The organism is Labrys monachus, assembly GCF_030814655.1.
In the GTDB taxonomy this organism is placed as follows: Bacteria; Pseudomonadota; Alphaproteobacteria; order Rhizobiales; family Labraceae; genus Labrys; species Labrys monacha.
This window is the reverse complement of record NZ_JAUSVK010000001.1, coordinates 5,091,188-5,109,426: the sequence shown is the minus strand read 5'-3', so window position 1 is coordinate 5,109,426 and position 18,239 is coordinate 5,091,188. Positions and strand designations below refer to the sequence as shown.

At 66.8% G+C, this 18,239-nt stretch carries 19 protein-coding genes; 5 read left to right on the top strand and 14 right to left on the bottom strand.

The features are described 5' to 3' along the window. Nucleotides 1-9 precede the first annotated feature (9 nt). From J3R73_RS23390 to J3R73_RS23380, 3 genes are all read left to right on the top strand, one after another. Nucleotides 10-684 (top strand): amino acid ABC transporter permease, encoded by a 675-nt coding sequence (locus J3R73_RS23390; RefSeq protein ID WP_307432825.1) that lies wholly within the window; start codon nt 10-12, stop codon nt 682-684. Nucleotides 685-686: 2 nt separating this feature from the next. Then, a complete protein-coding gene (locus J3R73_RS23385; RefSeq protein WP_307432822.1) occupies nt 687-1,400 on the top strand; it encodes an amino acid ABC transporter permease in 714 nt (237 codons plus the stop codon). 94 nt (nt 1,401-1,494) lie between these two features. After that, a complete protein-coding gene (locus J3R73_RS23380) occupies nt 1,495-2,250 on the top strand; it encodes an amino acid ABC transporter ATP-binding protein (protein ID WP_307432818.1) in 756 nt (251 codons plus the stop codon). 175 nt (nt 2,251-2,425) lie between these two features. Here the strand turns inward: J3R73_RS23380 and J3R73_RS23375 are convergent, their stop codons facing one another. The 6 genes from J3R73_RS23375 to J3R73_RS23350 all read right to left on the bottom strand — a co-directional run bounded on the left by J3R73_RS23375 (nt 2,426) and on the right by J3R73_RS23350 (nt 9,080). Next, nucleotides 2,426-3,361, bottom strand: coding sequence for an SMP-30/gluconolactonase/LRE family protein (locus tag J3R73_RS23375; protein WP_307432814.1), 936 nt, complete (start codon nt 3,359-3,361; stop codon nt 2,426-2,428). Then, the gene (locus tag J3R73_RS23370; RefSeq protein WP_307432809.1) at nt 3,358-4,374 is read right to left on the bottom strand and encodes a sugar-binding transcriptional regulator; all 1,017 of its coding nucleotides are present in this window, start codon (nt 4,372-4,374) and stop codon (nt 3,358-3,360) included. The genes J3R73_RS23375 and J3R73_RS23370 overlap by 4 nt, the downstream gene beginning before the upstream one ends. A 39-nt stretch (nt 4,375-4,413) precedes the next feature. Further along, nucleotides 4,414-5,379, bottom strand: a complete 966-nt coding sequence (locus J3R73_RS23365; protein ID WP_307432805.1) for a ribokinase — start codon at nt 5,377-5,379, stop codon at nt 4,414-4,416. Nucleotides 5,380-5,454: 75 nt separating this feature from the next. Continuing rightward, nucleotides 5,455-6,453 (bottom strand): substrate-binding domain-containing protein, encoded by a 999-nt coding sequence (locus tag J3R73_RS23360; RefSeq protein WP_307432802.1) that lies wholly within the window; start codon nt 6,451-6,453, stop codon nt 5,455-5,457. A 65-nt stretch (nt 6,454-6,518) separates the two neighbouring features. Continuing rightward, nucleotides 6,519-7,541, bottom strand: coding sequence for an ABC transporter permease (locus tag J3R73_RS23355; protein ID WP_307432798.1), 1,023 nt, complete (start codon nt 7,539-7,541; stop codon nt 6,519-6,521). 30 nt (nt 7,542-7,571) lie between these two features. Then, a complete protein-coding gene (locus J3R73_RS23350; protein ID WP_307432794.1) occupies nt 7,572-9,080 on the bottom strand; it encodes a sugar ABC transporter ATP-binding protein in 1,509 nt (502 codons plus the stop codon). Nucleotides 9,081-9,555: 475 nt separating this feature from the next. On the opposite strand from J3R73_RS23350, the gene J3R73_RS23345 reads away from it, so the two are divergent. Beyond that, entirely contained in the window at nt 9,556-10,188 is a 633-nt protein-coding gene (locus J3R73_RS23345) for a TetR/AcrR family transcriptional regulator (protein ID WP_307432791.1), read from the top strand. A 55-nt stretch (nt 10,189-10,243) separates the two neighbouring features. Here J3R73_RS23345 and J3R73_RS23340 read toward each other — a convergent pair whose 3' ends face one another. From J3R73_RS23340 to ocd, 8 genes are all read right to left on the bottom strand, one after another. Continuing rightward, complete coding sequence (locus J3R73_RS23340; protein WP_307432788.1) at nt 10,244-11,227, bottom strand: arginase family protein; 984 nt, start codon at nt 11,225-11,227, stop codon at nt 10,244-10,246. 97 nt (nt 11,228-11,324) lie between these two features. Continuing rightward, nucleotides 11,325-12,017 (bottom strand): ABC transporter permease, encoded by a 693-nt coding sequence (locus J3R73_RS23335; RefSeq protein ID WP_307432784.1) that lies wholly within the window; start codon nt 12,015-12,017, stop codon nt 11,325-11,327. After that, on the bottom strand, nt 12,014-12,703 hold the full coding sequence (locus tag J3R73_RS23330) for an ABC transporter permease (RefSeq protein WP_307432781.1): 690 nt from the start codon (nt 12,701-12,703) through the stop codon (nt 12,014-12,016). The genes J3R73_RS23335 and J3R73_RS23330 overlap by 4 nt, the downstream gene beginning before the upstream one ends. Before the next feature lie 6 nt (nt 12,704-12,709). Beyond that, nucleotides 12,710-13,474, bottom strand: coding sequence for a transporter substrate-binding domain-containing protein (locus tag J3R73_RS23325; protein WP_307432778.1), 765 nt, complete (start codon nt 13,472-13,474; stop codon nt 12,710-12,712). 52 nt (nt 13,475-13,526) lie between these two features. After that, nucleotides 13,527-14,297 carry an ABC transporter ATP-binding protein gene (locus J3R73_RS23320; RefSeq protein WP_307432775.1) on the bottom strand — a complete coding sequence of 257 codons (771 nt, stop codon included), beginning with the start codon at nt 14,295-14,297 and terminating at the stop codon, nt 13,527-13,529. A 203-nt stretch (nt 14,298-14,500) separates the two neighbouring features. Then, entirely contained in the window at nt 14,501-15,451 is a 951-nt protein-coding gene (locus tag J3R73_RS23315) for a LysR substrate-binding domain-containing protein (protein WP_307432772.1), read from the bottom strand. A 97-nt stretch (nt 15,452-15,548) separates the two neighbouring features. After that, nucleotides 15,549-16,484, bottom strand: a complete 936-nt coding sequence (gene ctlX / locus J3R73_RS23310; RefSeq protein WP_307432769.1) for a citrulline utilization hydrolase CtlX — start codon at nt 16,482-16,484, stop codon at nt 15,549-15,551. Next, on the bottom strand, nt 16,481-17,542 hold the full coding sequence (gene ocd / locus J3R73_RS23305; protein WP_307432766.1) for an ornithine cyclodeaminase: 1,062 nt from the start codon (nt 17,540-17,542) through the stop codon (nt 16,481-16,483). The genes ctlX and ocd overlap by 4 nt, the downstream gene beginning before the upstream one ends. Nucleotides 17,543-17,664: 122 nt before the next feature. On the opposite strand from ocd, the gene J3R73_RS23300 reads away from it, so the two are divergent. Next, nucleotides 17,665-18,126, top strand: a complete 462-nt coding sequence (locus tag J3R73_RS23300; protein WP_307432764.1) for an Lrp/AsnC family transcriptional regulator — start codon at nt 17,665-17,667, stop codon at nt 18,124-18,126. The last annotated feature ends 113 nt before the right edge of the window (nt 18,127-18,239 follow it).

Here is an 18,239-nt window from a genome sequence, read left to right as displayed (position 1 = left end):
ACCGACCCCGTGAACTACACTTTCCAATTCGGCGAGGTCCTCAAGCATTCTCCGGAGCTGATGCGCGCCTCGCTGACCACGCTCGAAATCGCCTTCGCTGCGTTCTGGGGCGGCTGCCTTCTCGGCATCGCCGGTGCGATGGGGAAGGTCTACGGAAACAAGGCCGTCGTGCTGGTCGTACGGATCTATGTCGGGTTCTTCACCAACACGCCGTCCCTGATCCAGATCTTCGTGCTCTTCTACGCGCTTCCCGACTACGGAATCATGATGTCGCCGCTGACGGCATCGATCATCGGCCTGACCTTGAATGCCGGTGCCTATCTGACCGAGATCATGCGGGCCGGCGTCATTTCGGTTCGACGCAACGAAATGGAGGCCGCCGAAGCCCTGGGCATGAGCGGCCTCCAGAGCTTCTGGTATGTCATTCTCCCGCATATCGCGCGCACGATCTATGCGCCCCTGTCCAACATGTTCATCTGGCTGGTGCTCGGCAGCTCGATCGCCGGACTGTTCGGCGTGTCCGAACTCACGGGAACCGCGATCGATATCGGTGCAAGCACATTCAGGACCATAGAAGTCTTCCTGATCGCCGGAGGCATCTATGTCATGCTGACCGTGGTCGCGAGTGTCACGCTCTATTTGGTCGGCTTGTGGTGCTTTCGCGTCAGAGCGAGGATTTTTTGACCATGGCCGCCTTGCTTGCCGAACTGCCACGTCTGTTCACCTATTATAACATCGTCTTTCTGCTCACCTCGGCAGGCGTCACCTTGGCCCTGACCGTGGCAGGTTGCGTGGTCGGCCTCGCGGCGGGCTTCGTCGTCGCGGCCATGCGGCGCACACGCGCGGCATGGCTGCTGCCGGTCCGGCTCGTTCTCATCCTCTTCGCCGAGCTTTTCAGGCGCATTCCCTTCATCGTCACGCTGTTCCTGGTGTTCTTCATCTCGCAGGGAGCGGGATACAACCTGCCTTTGTTCGTCATCGCGCTGGTCGCGGTCTGCATCATCGCGTCGGCCTATCTCGCCGAGGTTTTCCGGGCCGGCTTCAGTTCCGTGCCGCGTCTGCAGATCGAAGCGGCGGAGGCCATGAACTTCTCGGCGGCGCGGATCCTCTTTTCGGTCATCGTGCCGCAGGCGTGGCGCGTCGTCCTACCCGCGGCCGTCGCCTTCATGGTCTCCCTGGTGAAGGATACCGCGCTCGCCTCGCAGCTGGGCGTGATCGAGCTGACCTTTGCCGGCAAGGTTCTGGTGACCCGGGGCTATTCCTCGCTGCTGGTCTACGGCGTCGTGCTGGTCGGATATTATCTGATGTCCTATCCCCTCGGCCGGTTCGGCGCTTATCTGGAGCGGCGCCTGTCCGGACGGGGCCACCGGCCAGCCCTCCCGGAGCCGGGAGCCGCGTGAAATCGGCATCCCCCTACCGGCACCGCTGCGCCGTGCTCGCTGCGGACGCCCCTGTCCGTGCCGCGCTGCCGATCCCGACGAATTGGAGCAAAACATGTCGTATGTCGTCATCAACGGGCTTGCTTGCGCCTATGGCACCGTCAAGGTCCTCGAGGGAATCGACCTCTCCATCGAGAAGGGCGAAGTCGTCAGCCTCATCGGATCCTCCGGATCGGGCAAGAGCACTTTGCTTCGCGTGCTGATGGGATTGACGCCGCCGAGCGCCGGAGCGGTCAGGATCGGAGGCGTCGACGTGAACTATCGCTCGAAGGAGGATTTGCGCACATTGCGCGACCGCACGGCCATCGTCTTTCAGCAGTACAACCTCTTCCAGAACATGGACGTCCTGCGCAACGTCATGGTCACGCCCGTCAAGATCAAGAAGCGGCCGGCCAAGGAGGTCGAGGCGGAAGCGCGGGCCCTTCTGGAAAAGGTCGGCCTCGCCGGCCGGATCCATGCCTATCCCGACGAGCTCTCCGGCGGCCAGCAGCAGCGCGTGGCGATCGCCAGGGCCCTGGCGCTTCATCCGGCGATCCTGCTTCTCGACGAAGTGACGTCTGCTCTGGACCCGGAACTGGTCACGGAGGTTCTCGACATCATCCGCACTCTCGCCCGAGAAGGCATGACCATGCTCATCGTGTCGCATGAAATGTCGTTCGTGCGGGAAGTATCGAGTCGCGTCGCCATGATGGACCAGGGCCGCATCATTGAGACCGGGACGCCGCAGCAGATCTTTGCCCAGCCCCGAACGGACCGGACGCGCGATTTCGTCGGCAAGATCCTGCATCAGCGGCTGAAGGAAGCGGTCTGACGCAGTGAGATAGGCAGGGATGATCGTGCGCGACCGCGCCGCATCCATGCCATCGGGATCTTGCATTTTCTCCAGCGACGCTATGCCGTCGGCACCAGCCAAGAGAGCGCTACCAGCCGAATCTGCATGCCCTCCATGGACCGCCATGTCATGAACCGCTTTGGGGGCATGCGCATCACGGGGGCGCTTCGAGCCGGAACCGGTGTCCCGCGAGCCCGCGCACCGGGGCGGGGAACGAGATCACGCGTCCCGTCTCCGTCACGCCGCCCTTGGCCACCGAAAGGCTGGTGACGAAGATGCGGTCGAAGTCCGGCCCGCCGAAGCAGAGCATGGACGGCGCCGCCACCGGCAGGATGTAGCGCTCGGCCAGCGTGCCGTCGGCCGCAAAGCGGTTGAGGCAGCTCGCAGAAGCGCCCGCGCTCCAGTAACAGCCCTCGGCGTCGATGGTGCCGCCGTCGGGCCGTCCCTCGCTGTCGGAAAGCCGCGCCAGCGTCCTCGCGCCGGAAATGTCGCCGGTCGCGGGCTCGTAGTCGAAGGAGCGCAGCGTCTCCCCCCGGCTGTCGGAATGAAACATGCGCCGTCCGTCCGCCGACCAGGCGAGGCCGTTCGAGGTGATGATCCCGTCGAGGACGCGGGTCCAGGCGCCGTCCGGGTCGATTCTGAACAGGCCGGCTGCGGCACGACGCGGCGTCGACAGATTCATCCCGCCGACCCAGAACCGTCCTTCGGGGCTCGCCTTGCCGTCGTTCAGCCTGTTTTCGGAGCCCTCCGGCTCGGGACGGGCGAACAGCCTGAGGGCCCCGCTGCCGAGATCCAGGATGAACAGCCCGCCGGCGAGCGCCACGATCGCCTTGCCGTCGGTCTCGCACAGCGCGAAGCTGCCGATCGCCTCCGGCATCGGCCAGACGGTCTTCTCGCCGGTTTCGGGGTGCAGGCGGATGAGGGACGGGGCCGCCATGTCGACGAGCCACAGATCCTGGCCCGAACCGTCCCAGAACGGGCATTCCGCAGCCTGCAGCCCGGTGAGGTGCTCGGTCACCTCCTCGCGGCCGATCCGGATGACGCGCGGGGACGGACCGGCCTGGCTGCCCGGACGTGAGGCGGATGTCACCGGTCTCCGCTTTCCGAAGGGTCGAGCGCATGGCCGCCATGCGGCGGAACGCGCGCTTGCCGCGGGCCCGCTCCCGGCTTCATCGGAGCCGCCTCGTCGAGGGCGATGATCGCGGCTGCATTGCCGACGCTCGTTGCGAGGGTGTTGATCACGCCGGTGCGCAACGCGCCGAGGATCACGGCCGTCTTGCCCGGCTCGGAGGCCACCGCAACCACATTGGGGATGGGCCCCAGCTCGGGCAGAGTCAGGCCGATCACCCTGCCTTCGATGATGCCGCCCGCCCGCTGGCCGTCGATGCGGATGAAGTCGTGTCCCATGACGTCTCCGACGGTGCCGGCGACGCGAGCCATGGTGATCTCCTGCGGCGTGAAGAGTCCCATCCGGATGAGGTTGCTGTCCTCGGAGAGGTCGCCGAGGCCGATCAGCGCGATATCCGAGCGGCGAGCCCGGTCGAGCGTCTCCTTCACGGTCTCGTTCTCGACGAGCGCCTCCCGCAATTCGCGCGTGGCGACCACGGCCGGCGCATAGAGCGTCTGGCTGCGGCCGCCGAAGCGGGCCGCCAGATGGCGCGCGATGTGGTCCGAATTGATGGTCTCGCCGCCCCTCAGCGCACCGCCGATCGACGAGGCGAAGGTGACGTTGCGCGGCGACGGGCTGCCCGGCGCGTCGGCGATCGCCGCCAGGTTCCGGCCCATGCCGACCGCCACCGTCATCCCGTCCCTCAGGACGCTGTCGAGATAGGCGGCCACCAGCGATGCCACGACGCTTCGCTGCGCATCCTGCGTGGGCTGGTCGACGGCGGCGAGAAGCCGGTTCAGTCCGAAGCGCTGCTGAAACTCGCGCTCGAACTGCCAGGACAGGTTCACGTTGCTGCGGACGTTGATCTCGACGACGCCCATTTCACGCGCCCGCTTGAGGATGCGGCTCACGCGCGATCGCGACGTGTTGTAGCGCCGGGCCAATTCGTCCTGCGTGACTTCCTGAAGGTAGTAGAGCGCCGCGATCTCTGTCATTTGGTCGATGTCAGGATCGTGTATCGGATTGCCCATACCCTAGTCACCCCGTGAAGATGTCGTTGCACCGATGGTCGAGCCGACGTCGTCGATGGCGGGCTGGTCCGGATGGCGCATGGCGGCGAGAATGGCATCCAGGCGCGGAATCGAGGTCTGGGCCCCGTGCACGGTGCAAGCGAGGGACCCGCCGGCGACGGCGCGCCGGAGCGCCGTCGTCAGGTCCTCGCCCGCGTCCAGGGCGGCGGCGAAGGCGCCGGTGAAGCTGTCGCCGGCACCGGTGGTGTCGAGCACGGCGACCTCGGGCGCGGCGACGGGAACAGCCGATCCCCGGTGATAGGCGACGGCTCCCCGCGGGCCGAGCGTGACGATCGTGCTGCAGCCGCAGCGGTCATGGATCGCCCTGGCGGCCTCTTCGGGCTCGGTTGCGGCGAGGCCGAGAGCCTTGGCCACGACCATGGCCTCGTGCTCGTTGACGATGAGGAAGTGGAGAGCCGACAGCGTGGCGCCGTCCACCGGTCCCGCCGGCGCGACGTTCAGGATGACCCGCGCCCCGCGTGCCTTGGCGAGGCGCACGGCGGCGACATTGTCCTGGAGCGGCACTTCCATCTGCAGGACGAGCGTGTCCCCGGAGCCGAACGCCACCGCTTCGAGCTGCGAGACGCTGGTGTCGAGATTGGCCCCGGCCGCGGCGATGACCGTGTTCTCGCCATCCGCCGCGACGGCCACCAAGCAGATCCCCGTCGCCTTGTCCGACAGGGCGATATGCGACAGGTCGACCCCTTCGGCACGAAGCGCGGCGGTGGCGGCCTCGGCATAGCCGTCGCGGCCGACACTGGCGACATGCACGACGCGGGCCCCGGAGCGTGCGGCTGCAAGCGCCTGATTGCCCCCCTTTGAGCCGGCGACGGGCGTATAGCAGGGCGCCTGCAGGCTCTCCCCCGGGCGGGGGATATGCGGCACATTGACCACGAGATCGACGGCGACCGACCCGAAAACAACGATCATGGCACTTTCTCGTAGTTCATGAACGGGAAGAGAGGAAGGACGGGGCCCGAACGGCCCCCGTCCGTGTCGGCGGGTCTATTTCTTCTGGCGGAAGGACAGAAGCTTGTCGACGTTGTCGGTCGTCACCTTGGTCCACGGCACATTATAGGTCTTTTCCTTGCCGTCGCCCCACTTCATCTCCGGATATTGCTGCCAGATGTCGGATTGCGGCTGATAGCTGGGATCCGCGAGCTTGGCCGCGACGTCGAGCGATCCCTGCGCCTGCGCCCGCGCATCCTGCAGGATCGAGGTCATCTCGCCGGCCTTCACGGCGAGAAGGCCGTCGGTGATGCCGTCGATGCCGGCGATGGCGAAGTCCGAGGTGTTCATGCCCTGGCTCTTGATCGCCTCGATGGCACCGAGGGCCATCTCGTCGTTCTGGCCGATCACGCCCTGGATCTGGCCCGGGAAGCGGGTCAGCCAGTCTTCCATGACGGACTGGGCTTCCGCTCGCGACCAGTTCGCGGTCTTTTCGGCGAGGACCTTCACCTGTCCGGCGGGGCACTCGGCGAGAGCCTTCTTGTTGCCTTCGCTGCGCTGGATCTGCGCGGAGATGCCGATCGGTCCGTCGATGATGACGACGTTGCCCTTGCATCCGATCTTGTCGAGCACCGACTTGGCTTCCATGTAGCCGGACAGCGTATCGTCCGAGCCGACATAGGACGCGAGAAGGTCCGTGTTGGCCCTGGTGTTGGTGCCGACGACGGGAATACCGGCATCATGCGCCATCTTGACGGCGGTCGCGCCGGCATCGGCATCGATCGGCGCGAAGATGATCGCATCGTAATGCTGGCTGATCATCGTCGAGAACTGGTCCTGCTGCACCAGCGGATCGTAGCGGCCGTCGAGCACGGTGACCTCCACCATGCCGTTCTTGACGGCCGGGCTTTCCTTGACCGCGGCAGCCCAGAGCTGCATGAACTCGGCCTTGAGGCCGTACAGGGTCACGCCGACCCGGATGGGCTTGGCCTCGGCGGCCATTCCCGAGGCCATCAGCGCGAGCGCGCTCACGGCGCCTATGACGAAGCGCTTCATTGTAGTCTCTCCTCCATTGAATTTTGAACGTTGAACTTTCTTGGACCCGGCTGATCCTTGGGGGCTCACTCGGCCTCCTTCCTGCGGGACGTATCCAGCAGCACGGCAACCACGATCATCAGACCCTTGATGATCTGCTGGTAGTTCGAGTCGACGCCGAGCAGGTCGAGCCCGTTGTTCATCACCGCGATGATGAGCGTGCCGAAGAGCGATCCGGTGACGGTGCCTATGCCGCCGGAGAGACTGGTGCCGCCGATCACGACCGCGGCGATGGCATCGAGTTCGTAGGACAGGCCGGCCTGGGTCAGGCCTGCGCCGGTGCGGGCGGCCAGGAGGACGCCGGCGATGCCCGCCAGCGCGCCCGACACCGCATAGACCGAGAACCGGATCCACGGCACGTTGATGCCGGACGTCGCCGCGGCGCGCGGGTTGCCGCCGATGGCGTAGACGTAACGGCCGTAGCGCGTCTTGCCGAGCACCCACCAGCAGATGGCGTAGATGACGAGCAGGAGGATGATCGGCGTGGGAACGCCGAGAACCTCGCCCGTGCCGATCCAGCGGAAGGACGGGGTGAGGCTCGGGATCGGGCGACCGCCGGTGTAGAGCATGGCGAGCCCGCGCGCGGAAGAGAGCATGCCGAGCGTGACGACGAAGGAGGGCACCTTGAAGCGCGAGACGACGGTTCCGGATACGGCACCGGCGAGAAGGCCGACGACGATGGCCGCCAGGATGCCCACGATCGCCACATAGGGAGCTCCGGGCAGGCCGGCGACCGACGATGTGGTGACGAAGCTCGCCCCGACCACGCCCGCGAGCCCGACGAGGGAGCCGACCGAAAGATCGATGCCGCGGGTCAGGATGACGAAGGTCATCCCCATCGCGAGAATGCCGTTGATCGACGACTGGCGCAGCACGTTCAGCAGGTTCTGCGTCGCCAGGAAGTAGGGCGACGCCACACTGAGCGCGATGCAGAGCACCACGAAGGCGACGATGATGCCATATTGCTGCAGGCGCCTGCGCCACCCCGCGGAGACGGGCCGCGCCGCTTTGGCGGGCGAAGAAGTCGAGCGATCGTCTATATTTGCCATATCGTTGATTCCGGGGCTTTTTCTTTGCGCTCAGCTGGCGAGGTGAAGCAGCGCGGCCTGATCCGCTACGGCCCGGTCGAACCGGCCGGCAACCGCTCCGTCGCGCACCACGACGATGGTGTCGGACACGCCGAGGATCTCGTCGATTTCCGAGGAGACCATGAGGACCGCTCCGCCTTCCTGGACGAATTCCGAGATCAGCGTGTAGATCTCGCGCTTGGCGCCGACGTCGACGCCGCGCGTCGGCTCGTCGAGAAGGAGCACCCGAGGTTCGGTCAGGTGCCACTTGCCCATCACGACCTTCTGCTGGTTGCCGCCCGACAGCGAGGAGACGCCGATCTCCTGGGAGGCGGCCTTGATGCGGAAGCGCTCCGCGGCGCGCTCGGCGAGCGCGGCCTCCCGCCGGCGGTCGACGACGCCGGCCGCGTCGCTGAGCTTGGGCAGGATCGCGAGCGACAGGTTGCGCAGCACTGAATCGTTCATGATGAGGCCGCTCTGCTTGCGGTCCTCCGTCACCATGGCGAGTCCGGCGGCCATGGCGTCGCGCACCGAGCGGATATGCACGGGGCGTCCCTCGATGCGGATCTCGCCGCTCCACCCCTTGCGAAGCCCGAAGAGGCATTCGAGGAACTCCGTGCGGCCGGAACCCATCAGGCCGTAGATGCCGACGATCTCGCCGGCGTGCAGTTCCAGGCCGATATCCTCCAACTGCCCGGGCAGCGTCAGGCCGCGCACCGACAGGATGGTGCGATCCTGGGGCGTGTTGTCCTTGATATATTCGTCCGACAGCTCGCGCCCGGCGATCATGCGGATCAGGGACAGCCGGTCGATGCCGGCAAGGGCGCCGGAGGCCACGAAGCGGCCGTCGCGGAAGACGGTGTAGGTGTCGGCGATGTCGAACACCTCCCGGAGCCGGTGGCTGACATAGATGATGCCCTTGCCGAGATCGCGCAGCCGCCGCATCACCCCGAACAGCAGGGCGACCTCCTTCTCGCCGAGGGCGGACGTGGGCTCGTCCATGATCAGGATCTCGGCGTCGCGATTGAGCGCCTTCGCGATCTCGACGAGCTGCATCTGGGCGACGGAGAGCGCCTGCATCGGCGTGGTCGCGGGGATGGCGAAGCCGAGTTCCTGAAGAAGCCGGCTCGCCGTCTGGTTCATGGTGGCGAAATCGACGCGCCCGAAGCTCTTCGTCGGCTCCCGGCCGAGAAAGATGTTCTCGGCGATCGTCATGCTCGGGACCGGGCTCAGCTCCTGCTCGATGATCGCGATGCCGGCATCGAGAGCTTCCTTGGGGCCGGCGAAATGCAATTCCTTGCCGCGCACGCGAACGCTGCCGGCATCCCGCGCGTGGATCCCCATGATGATCGACAGGAATGTCGACTTGCCGGCTCCGTTGCCGCCGCAGAGGGCATGGATGGAGCCGTGCTTCAGATTGAAGCGTCCATCCGACAGGGCCGCGACGCCGCCGAATTCCTTGCGGACACCGGAAGCGGCCAGAAGCCAGCCGTCCTCCGCTTCGGCATGCGCACCCACCATCGCAGCTCTCTCCCATCGGTCGTTTCGGTCCGGTCGCCAGACCGTCGCTGCGGCGATACCGAACCGGTGCGCTGCAGCCCTGATTTACGGACACGCTAGATGAGAAATAATGCACCGGTCAACACATTTGTAGCGGCGCGATCGAGCGAAATTCGACATGGTAGGGCTGTCATTCCAAAGCTGGGCGGGAATGGCGTGCAATTTGGATCACGGTACGATCATTTTCTCGTTTGATGCGGCGACGTGAACGGCTCTCACTGGAGGAACGGAGCGAGGATGATGGGATGCTGTCGAAGGGCGGGGAGGCGCCGGGCAGGGCGTCCTGAACCTCGCCGGCCGATGGAGAACCGCCGCGTTCCGGCCGCTCTCCCGTGCATATTCGTGGCCAACGCCGCCATGCCGGGTTAAATGGTCAGGGAACGTCCCCCCGGATTTCGGGGAGCCATGTTCCGTTTGGCGGGCGGAGATGTCGGGAATGAGCACGGAGGCGGCCGGGCAGGGCGATGACGCCGTCCACGAGGACGCGAAGCCCCGGCGCGTGCGAGCCGATGCGCAACGCAACACCGACGCGCTGCTGGAAGCGGCGCTGGCGGTGTTCGCGGTCTCCGGCGTGGATGCGCCGGTGCGGGAAATCGCGGAGAAGGCCGGCGTCGGCATCGGCACCGTCTATCGGCATTTTCCGCAGCGTTCGGACCTTGTCGTCGCCGTCTTCCGCCATGAAGTCGATGCCTGCGCCGATGCCGCGCCGGCGCTGGCGTCCGCTTACGGGCCGGGCGAGGCGCTGGCGCGATGGATGCGCCGATATGCGGCCTTCATCGGGACCAAGCGCGGCTTGGCCACGGCCCTGCATTCGGGAAACCCGGTGTTCGAGACCTTGCCCGCCTATTTCCAGCAGCGGCTCGAACCCGCGCTTCGGGGACTGCTCGAAGCCGCGGCCGCCGCCGGCCAGGCTCGCAGCGATGTTTCCGCGGAGGACCTCCTGGGAGCGGTCGCGAGCCTGTGCATGCACGCTTACAGGCAGGGGCCCGAGCACGCCCGGCGCATGGTGGATCTGCTCGTCGACGGGCTGCGCCACGGCGCGAGCCCCTCGGGGACGGCGCCGGGCTGAAGCGCTTGCGACGCGACGGCGCCGGCGGGACGATCAGGACGAGAGACGCATCGTCTCACGCGGGGATCGTTGTCCGCTCGGCGGCCTGGCGGGCAAGGACGCCGAGCGCCGTGGTGATCAGCCGGGCGAGCGTGAAGGCGCCGATGTCGTCGACGTCGCGTTCGGGCATGAATTCGACGAAATCCATGGCCGCGATGCTGCCGCGCCGCGCCGCCCCTCGGATGAGATCGACCACCTGGTAATAGCTGAGGCCGCCCGGTGCGCGGCCGATCACGCCGGGCACGAGTGCGGGATCGAGGGCGTCCGCGTCGATGCAGAGCACGATGCGGCTGCCTTCGGGGATGAGGCCGAGCACGGCGTCGACGCCCGTCCTGTGCAGGTCATAGGCCGTCACGAACCGGACGCCCCATGCGACGGCGTCCTCGTAATCCGTGGTCGCCGCCGATCCGATGCCCCGGGCGCCGACCTGGATGATGCGTTCGACATGGGGCATTTCGGAGGCGCGCCGCATGGTCGAGGACAGGCCCAGCCGTTCGCCCATATGGATCTCGCGCCAGTCGATATGCGCGTCGATCTGCAGGATGGTGTATTTGTAGCCGTCTCCTGCCGCTCCCAGTGCCTCGATCATCGGGATCGGGATGGAATCGTCGCCGCCGAGCAGCACCGGCACCGCGCCGCGCTGGAGGACCTTCGCCACCGCGCCGCGGATGGCGTCGCGATTGCCGGCCGGGTCGGCCTCGTCGAAAGGCAGGTTGCCGCAGTCGACCGCCCTCAGATCGGGCACCGGGAATACCGGGCCGGCATTGTCGAAATCATGCCGGTCGATATTGGCGGTCAACGACGCCGTCGCTCGCCGCAGCGCGTCCGGCGCGTGGCGGCAATAGGCGCCGACCGAGGCGTAAGGCGTGGCGCAGGGCGCGCCGATGAGGGCGATCGGCGCCGACAGGGCGTCCAGGTCGGGGCAGGCCGCGAGGCCGAGAAAGGTGCGGGTGTCCGCGGCCGCGCCGAAGAGCGCACCGAGATTGGGTTTTTCGTTCATGGCATCTTTCCTTCGCCCGGCACCGAAAGGCCGGGCGGCTGACGAGGAGGTGGCGAGAGAGGGATGGCGAGGGGGAGGCGGGATCGGCGGTCCATGGTCAGCCCATCCGCTCCTGGAGGTAGCCGGCCCAGCGCCGCTGGACCAGCTGGAAGGCGCTGACGAGCACGAAGGTCATGGCGAGATAGATCGCGGCAGCCGTCACGTAGGGCTCGAACTGGATGTAGTCGTCCAGCGTGATCTGGCGGGCGACGCTGGTGATCTCGACCAGCGTCACCGTGCTCGCCAGCGAGGTGGCGTGCAGCATCATGATCATCTCGTTGCCGTAGAGCGGCAGGGAGCGCGTCAGCATCGAAGGGATCAGGATGCGCCTCGCCCGCGTCCAGGCCGACATGCCGTAGGCGTGCATGGCCTCGATCTCCCCGGCCGGGATATGGCGCAGGCCGCCGGCGAAGATCTCGGTGGTGTAGGCGGTGGAGTTGAGGACGAAGGCGGCGAGCACGCACACCATCGGGCTCGACAGCCATGGCCAGAAGATGCTCGCGCGGACGAGCTCGAACTGCGAGAGGCCGAAATAGATGAGGTAGATCTGGACCAGCAGCGGCGTGCCGCGGAAGACGAGGGTGTAGGCCAGCACGGCGTTGCGCAGAAGCGGCGTGCGGCTGTTGCGGGCGAAGGCCAGGGGCATGGCCAGGAAGAACGAGACGAGGAGCGAGGCGCCGGTGAGCAGCAGCGTCAGCCGCGCGCCCTGCGCATAGGCGCCGAGATTGTCGGCGATCACGTCCCAATTCATGGCTCGAACGCCTTCGTGCCGAGCTCGAAGCGCCGCGCCGCATGGACGAGGAGCGCCATCGAGGCGAGGGTGACGGCCAGATAGAAGCCGGCGGCGACGAGATAGAAGGTGAACGGCATCGCCGTCGCCTCGGCGGCGCCCTTGGCGCGGAACATCACGTCCTGGAGGCCGATCAGCGAGACGAGCGCGGTCGCCTTCGCCAGCACCAGCCAATTGTTGGTGAAGCCCGGCAGCGCGAGCCGGACGAGCTGAGGCAGCACGATGCGCAGGAACAGGCGGCGGCGGCTCAGGCCATAGGCCATCGCGGCTTCGATCTGGCCCTTCGGAATGTTCTGGAGCGCCGACTTGAAGGTTTCCGTCATATAGGCGCCGAAGATCAGGCCGAGCGTCGCGACGCCGGCGACGACCGGCGAGAACTCGAACCGGATGTCGAAGCCCAGCGCATCGGCGAATTGGTTTAGGAGCGCCGGCAGGCTGTAATAGACCAGCAGCATGACGACGAGGTCGGGGATGCCGCGGATGACGAACGTATAGAGGCCGGCGGCTCCGCGCAGCACGGGGCTGCGCGAGAGCTTGGCGAAGGCCGCCGCGAAGCCGAGCACGATCGCCACGAGCAGCGACGAAAGGGCGAGCAGCAGGGTGGTGGGCCCTGCTGCGAGGATCGTGGCGACATAGGCTAAGGTCATCGCCGCTTATTGGCCCAGATATTTGGCGTTGAGCGCGTCGAGCTTGCCGCTCGCGCGAACGGCGGCCAGACCCCTGTTGATGTCGTCGAGCAGCTTGGTGTTCTTCTTGCCGACGGCGATGGCGACGCCTTCGCCGAATTCCTTGGCGTCCTTGCCGGTGAGTTCCGGCCCGACGAGGGCGAAATCCTTGCCGGCATCGCCCTTGAGGAAGCTGTTGACGATCTGCGCCTGGTAGCTGATGTGGAGATCGGCGCGGCCGGCGGCGAGCTCGAGATAGGGCGCGCTGCCCGAATCGTAGCGCTTGATCGTCGCCTCCGGGAAGTGGGCGGTGACATAGGCGTCCATCGGCGTGCCGGTCTGGACGGCGATGGTCTTGCCCTTGAGCCCGCCGGACGCGAAGTCGAAGGACGTCCCCTTCCTGGCGACGAAGCGGAAGACCGGATGCTCGTAGATGTCGCTGAAGGCGATGACCTTGCGCCTCTTCTCGGTCACCGTGAGCTGGGAGATCAGGGCGTCGTATTTGCCCGCGATCAGGCCGGGGATCATGCCGTCCCACGCCGCGCCGAAGATGTTGCAGTCGAGCTTGGCCGCATCGCAGACCGCCTGCATGAGCTCGATGTCGTAGCCGACGAGCTTGCCGCTGGAATCGACGGATTCGAAGGGCGGAAAGGTCGCATCGGTGGCGATCGAAACCCTGTCGGCCGCCTCGGCCGCGCTCGCAGCCCCGGCGAGCGCCAGCGCGGCGGCGAGCGAGATCAGTATCGTTCTCATGGTCTTCCTTTCTGGTTGGCGTTGCTTGCTTTTGGTTGCGCGGGGCGGCGGCTCAGTGCTTCAGCCGTCCGGCGAGAAACTGGCGCAGCCGGGTGCTGCGGGCCTGGGTGAAGATCGTTCCCGGCTCGCCTTCCTCCTCGACCAGCCCCTGATGGAGGAAGACGACGCGGCTCGACGCCTGCCGCGCGAAGCCCATCTCATGGGTGACGACGATCATCGTCCTCCCCTCCTCGGCGAGCGCCTGCATCACCTTGAGGACTTCGCTCACCAGTTCGGGGTCGAGGGCGGATGTCGGCTCGTCGAAGAGCATGACGTCGGGATTCATGCTCAGCGCCCGGGCGATCGCCACGCGCTGCTGCTGGCCGCCGGAAAGATGCGCCGGATATTTGGCGAGAACGTCGAAGCCCAGGCCGACTTTCGCCAGGTTGGCCTTCGCCCGCTCGATCGCCTCGGGCTTGCGCACGCCGAGGACGCTGATCGGCGCCTCGATGACATTGGAGAGAACCGACATGTGCGACCAGAGGCAGAAATTCTGGAACACCATGGCGAGCTTGCTGCGCATCCGCTGCAATTGCGCCCGATCGCTCGCCCTGAGCATGCCGTCGCGGTCCTTGACCGTCGCCAGCACCTCGCCGTCGACCGCCACCCGGCCGGCGCTGGGGCGTTCGAGGAAATTGATGCAGCGCAGGAGGGTGCTCTTGCCCGATCCGCTGGCGCCGATGATGCTGATCACGTCGCCTGCCGCGGCCTCGATCGAGACGCCCTTCAGGACCTCCTGGCCGCTGTAGGATTTATGAATGCCGCTGACGGCGAGCTTCAGCATGCCATTCCCTTGTTCCGGCCGCTCGGCCCTGTTTCGTCCCGAGGGCTTGCGGCGAAGCGCAGGCCCTCGGCCGGATGCCTATTTGTTCGCCATCTACAGGCATGACGGATTTTTGCTCAAATGATGATTCCTCATCCGACAGATGACGGAATTTCATCTTTTGACCCCTGCGACCGGCCGGCACGACGGCGCGGCCGTTCCGGTCAGGAAGCCGGGCCGCGCGGGTGGTGCAGGTCGGGGATCGAGGCCCATGCGTCATCCCGGCCGAAGGCGGCGAGCAGCCAGCGCAGGAACTGGCGCGCGCTGGCCCGGCCGAGGCCGGCATGGCTGCACAGGACGTGCCAGCCGCCGAAGGCGTCGATGGAAAAGGCGAAGGGACGCAGGAGCAGACCCTTGCGGATGTCGGTGGACGACAGGGTGTCGCTGACGAGCGCGACGCCGGCGCCGTCAATGGCGAGGTCGATCGCCATGCCGAGGTCGCTGCAATAGAGGTGGCGCGCCTTCTGGCCGACATCGGCCGAGCCTGCTTCCGACAGCCAGCGCCTCCATTCCGAGCCGTCGTCCCAATGCAGGAGAATGCTATGCGCGAGATCGGCGGGCGTGGCGATCGTCCGCCCGATGCTCTGGAACAGCGTCGGGCTGCAGACGGGGGTTATCTCGACATGGGCGAGCAGCGCCGACCAGCGGTCCGCCCATCCGCCCGGGCCGAAAGCGATGGCGATATCGGCGTCGCCGAGTTCGGCTGCCCGCTGGTTCTCGACCAGACGGATATGGCATTCGACGGTCGGGTGATCCCGGCAGAAATCCTTCAGATGCTTGGCCAGCCATGCGCTGGCGAACATCGGCGGGCAGGCGATGTCGAGCCGTCCGCCGACCTGATCGGCTTCCGACAGGCGGATCGCCGCCGCCAGGATCTCCTGCAGCGCGGCGGCGACGGTCTTGGCGAAGGCGCGCCCGGCTTCCGTCAGCACCACGCCGCGGCCGGCCTTGCCGAAAAGGTCGTAGCCGAGCGCCTCCTCCAGCCGGCGCAGCTGGTGGCTGACGGCGCTGTCCGTCAGGTTGAGCTCCGCCGCGGCCTTGGAGAGGCTCTGATGCCGCGCGGCCGCCTCGAACGTCCTCAGCGTCGGCAGGGGCAGATTGCGTAGATCGGCCATGATCGCCCCTGGATTGGCGGTCCCACCCGCAAGAGCCTCATTCGTATAACGGGAGACGCACTATCGGGTCCATCCCCGGCAGGGTCCAGACCGCCCTTCACCCGCGCGGCGTCAGATGGATGCCGGCGAGGGTGCAGCGGACCGAGCCGCCCGCCCGCTCGATGGTGGGTATGTCGAGAGCGAGGAGCATGGCGCTGTCTTCGATCGCGGCGATCTGCTCGCGCTCGAGCGCGGCGAGGGCGGTCGTCGACAGCGCGAGGATGCGCCCCTGCCGGCCCTGCAGCTCCAGCGCGTTGCCGGCGAAGCGCGCGATCTGGTCGGTGGTGAGGGCGACGACGCGGCGGCCCGAGCGCTCCAGCCTGGCGACGATCTCCTGGCGCCGCGTCGCGTCGGTCAGCATGTCCAGGCCGATCAGGGCGAAATCGGTGGCGACGCACATCAGGACATTGGTGTGGTAGACGGCAATGCCGTCCGCGTCGCGGGCGTCGAACACCATCGGCTCGAAATTGAAATGCGTCGAGAAGCGTTCGAGCGCGATCGGGTCGGTGCGGTCGGAGCGCACGGCATAGGCGACCCGGTCGATATGGTCGAGGACCATGGCGCCGGTGCCTTCGAGGAAGAGGCCGTCGGGTTCGAGGCCGGAATAGTCGATCACGTCCTGCACCCGGTAGCGGGCCTTCAGCATGTCGATGACGTCGCCGCGCCGTTCGCGCCGGCGGCTGGGAGCCTTCATCGGATAGAGCGCCACATGGCCGCCGGCATGGGTCGAGAACCAGTTGTTGGGGAAGACGGAATCGGGCGTCTGCTCCCCGGTATCCTCGAACAGATGCACGGCGACGCCGTGGCGCTCCAGCGTCTCGGCCGCCCGGGTGATCTCGTCATAGGCCCGCCGCGCCAGATCCTCGCTTGGTTCCTGGCCGGTCTGGAAGCGGTTGTCGGCCGCGGTCTCGGTGTTCACGGTGAAATGGTGCGGCCGCACCATCACGACGGCGGCCGGCGCCTGGATCGAATAGGTCGAACTCTTCGGCATCATCGCGTCGCCGCCTTCGCGCGCTGCAGCATGCCGAACAGATCGCGCGGATCGTCGGGATCGGCGATCATGTCGAGAGTCTCGTAGAAATCCGTGCCGGCAAGCCGCTCGCGCACATAGCGCAGGGCGGAGAAGTCCTCGACGGCGAAGCCGACGCTGTCGAACAGGGTGATCTGCCGGGGATCGCGGCGCCCCGGCGCCGCGCCGGTGACGACCTGCCAGAGCTCGGTCACCGGAAAGTCCGGCGCCATCTGCTGGATCTCGCCCTCGATGCGGGTCTGCGGCGGATATTCGACGAAGACGTCGGAGCGGCGCAGGACGTCGCGGTGCAGCTCGGTCTTGCCCGGGCAGTCGCCCCCGATCGCGTTGATGTGGACGCCGGGGCCGACCATGTTGTCGGTGAGGATGGTCGCGAACTGCTTGTCGGCCGTGCAGGTGGTGATGATGCCGGCCCCTTCGATGGCGTCCTGGGCCGAGGCGCAGGCGAACGTCCGCAGGCCGGAGCCGGCGAGGTTGCGCATGGTCTTGCGCGTCGCATCCGGATCGACGTCGTAGAGGCGGACGGTGTCGATGCCGCATACCGCCTTCATCGCCAGCGCCTGGAATTCGGCCTGGGCGCCGTTGCCGATCATCGCCATGATGCGCGTGCCCCTCGGCGCGAGGTGCCGCGCGGCCATCGCCGAGGTCGCCGCCGTCCTGAGCGCGGTCAATATCGTCATCTCCGACAGCAGGACGGGATAGCCGGTCGCCACCTCGGCGAGCAGGCCGAAGGCGGTGACGGTCTGCAGCCCCGCCGCGATGTTGCGCGGATGGCCGTTGACATATTTGAAGCCGTAGATGGTGCCGTCGGAAGTCGGCATCAGTTCGATGACGCCGGTGCGCGAATGGCTGGCCACGCGCGGGGTCTTGTCGAAGCTCTCCCACCGCCGGAAGTCGGCCTCGACGGCATCGGTGAGTTCCGCCAGCACGGTTTCGACGCCGAGATGATGGACGAGGCGCATCATGTTCCCGACGCTGACGAAGGGCACCATGGCCCTGGCGGACGGAAGCGGTGAAAGCATCGGCTGGTTCCTGCACGGAGCGGAGATGCAGGAGGCTAGCGGTCGCGGACGTTGGTCGAAATCGCAAACCTGTGTTATTTCCGGCAGATGATCGAGCAATATGATCAGCGGGATTGTACGATATGCTCAGAGCTGTAACCGGGGGCACGGCCATCGCCAAATACACGCCCGACGATCTGGACCGCCGCATCATCGCCCAGCTGCGCACCGACGGCCGCGCTTCCCTGTCCAAGCTCTCGGCGGCGCTCGGCATCGCGCGCGGAACGGCGCAGAACCGACTCGATCGCCTGATGGAGACCGGCACGCTTCTCGGCTTCACGGCGCGCGTGAGGGAGGATTACGACGTCGATACCGTCCGCGCCGTGATGATGGTCGAGGTCGTCGGCAAATCGACGACGCAGGTCATCCGCAAGCTGCGGGGCATCCCCGAAATCCACACCCTGCACACCACCAACGGCAATTGGGACCTCGTCGCCGATATCCGCGCGGCGAACCTGTCCGAATTCGACCGGGTCCTGCGCGAGGTCCGCATGATCGACGGGGTGGCGAACAGCGAGACCAGCCTTCTGCTCAGCAGCGTCTGAGCCGGCCGGCCGCTCTCGCCGTCGCGTCCTGTCTGTCGATGTCGGACATTTGCCGTCCCTCCCAAGACGCCTCGCGCGATCCGGCCATGGCTGTCGCCGCGTTCGTCGAAAGG

What these genes read in the sequence shown, in the direction of transcription:
- J3R73_RS23385 (WP_307432822.1), top strand. Translation starts at nt 687, where the DNA reads ATGGCCGCCTTGCTTGCCGAACTGCCACGTCTGTTCACCTATTATAAC.
- J3R73_RS23380 (WP_307432818.1), top strand. Translation starts at nt 1,495, where the DNA reads ATGTCGTATGTCGTCATCAACGGGCTTGCTTGCGCCTATGGCACCGTC.
- J3R73_RS23370 (WP_307432809.1), bottom strand. Translation starts at nt 4,374, where the DNA reads ATGACAGAGATCGCGGCGCTCTACTACCTTCAGGAAGTCACGCAGGAC.
- J3R73_RS23365 (WP_307432805.1), bottom strand. Translation starts at nt 5,379, where the DNA reads ATGATCGTTGTTTTCGGGTCGGTCGCCGTCGATCTCGTGGTCAATGTG.
- J3R73_RS23360 (WP_307432802.1), bottom strand. Translation starts at nt 6,453, where the DNA reads ATGAAGCGCTTCGTCATAGGCGCCGTGAGCGCGCTCGCGCTGATGGCC.
- J3R73_RS23355 (WP_307432798.1), bottom strand. Translation starts at nt 7,541, where the DNA reads ATGGCAAATATAGACGATCGCTCGACTTCTTCGCCCGCCAAAGCGGCG.
- J3R73_RS23350 (WP_307432794.1), bottom strand. Translation starts at nt 9,080, where the DNA reads ATGGTGGGTGCGCATGCCGAAGCGGAGGACGGCTGGCTTCTGGCCGCT.
- J3R73_RS23345 (WP_307432791.1), top strand. Translation starts at nt 9,556, where the DNA reads ATGAGCACGGAGGCGGCCGGGCAGGGCGATGACGCCGTCCACGAGGAC.
- J3R73_RS23340 (WP_307432788.1), bottom strand. Translation starts at nt 11,227, where the DNA reads ATGAACGAAAAACCCAATCTCGGTGCGCTCTTCGGCGCGGCCGCGGAC.
- J3R73_RS23335 (WP_307432784.1), bottom strand. Translation starts at nt 12,017, where the DNA reads ATGAATTGGGACGTGATCGCCGACAATCTCGGCGCCTATGCGCAGGGC.
- J3R73_RS23330 (WP_307432781.1), bottom strand. Translation starts at nt 12,703, where the DNA reads ATGACCTTAGCCTATGTCGCCACGATCCTCGCAGCAGGGCCCACCACC.
- J3R73_RS23325 (WP_307432778.1), bottom strand. Translation starts at nt 13,474, where the DNA reads ATGAGAACGATACTGATCTCGCTCGCCGCCGCGCTGGCGCTCGCCGGG.
- J3R73_RS23320 (WP_307432775.1), bottom strand. Translation starts at nt 14,297, where the DNA reads ATGCTGAAGCTCGCCGTCAGCGGCATTCATAAATCCTACAGCGGCCAG.
- J3R73_RS23315 (WP_307432772.1), bottom strand. Translation starts at nt 15,451, where the DNA reads ATGGCCGATCTACGCAATCTGCCCCTGCCGACGCTGAGGACGTTCGAG.
- ctlX (WP_307432769.1), bottom strand. Translation starts at nt 16,484, where the DNA reads ATGATGCCGAAGAGTTCGACCTATTCGATCCAGGCGCCGGCCGCCGTC.
- ocd (WP_307432766.1), bottom strand. Translation starts at nt 17,542, where the DNA reads ATGCTTTCACCGCTTCCGTCCGCCAGGGCCATGGTGCCCTTCGTCAGC.
- J3R73_RS23300 (WP_307432764.1), top strand. Translation starts at nt 17,665, where the DNA reads ATGCTCAGAGCTGTAACCGGGGGCACGGCCATCGCCAAATACACGCCC.